General features: G+C 41.3%; 1 pseudogene. It reads right to left on the bottom strand.

The window, feature by feature from the left end:
• Positions 1–620, bottom strand: a pseudogene (locus tag P5674_RS25605) (reverse transcriptase domain-containing protein); the annotation flags it as partial.

A 620-nucleotide genomic window follows, 5' to 3' on the forward strand; every position in this document is an offset into this window, starting at 1 on the left:
CCCCGAATAATCGGGTTTAGTTTACTAATCAGGGCTGACTGAGGTGCTGTTTTATGTTGTTCTATTACACCTTTAATCACTTCTGTGTGGGCTTTAACTGCTTTTTGGCTGGGTTTTATGAGGGTTTTATGTCCGATTAATCGGCTTGTGGGTCACCCTGTTTTTCCAGACTTGTATTTTCCTACTGGGTATTGCCTGATATTGAATCCTAGAAAGTCGAACCCTGGTTTCTCTGTTTTATCATCATACTCAATAGGTTTGAGCGTGTGACAGATTCGAGTTTTTTCAGGTTTTATTTATAAGCCTACAGGTTTAAGCCATTCGGTGATTGCAGTTTGGCACTGTTCAATGATTCCTAGGTCTTCTGAGATGACCACAAAATCATCGGCGTATCTTATGACTCTCGCAAAAGGGCGATAGTTTGATTTCCTAGGATACAGTTTTTCAATTAACCTAATCATACCCAACAGTGCGATGTTGGCGAGTATTGGACTTATTACCCCTCCTTGAGGTGTCCCTGTTTCTGTATTCTCGAATACACCGTTGTCTAGCACACCTGCTTTAAGCCATTGTTTCAGGTCTCTTTTTAGGCTGCTTGAGCAATGAATTTTGGACAGTAC

The organism is Limnospira sp. PMC 289.06, assembly GCF_032350395.1.
Classification (GTDB): Bacteria; Cyanobacteriota; Cyanobacteriia; order Cyanobacteriales; family Microcoleaceae; genus Limnospira; species Limnospira platensis.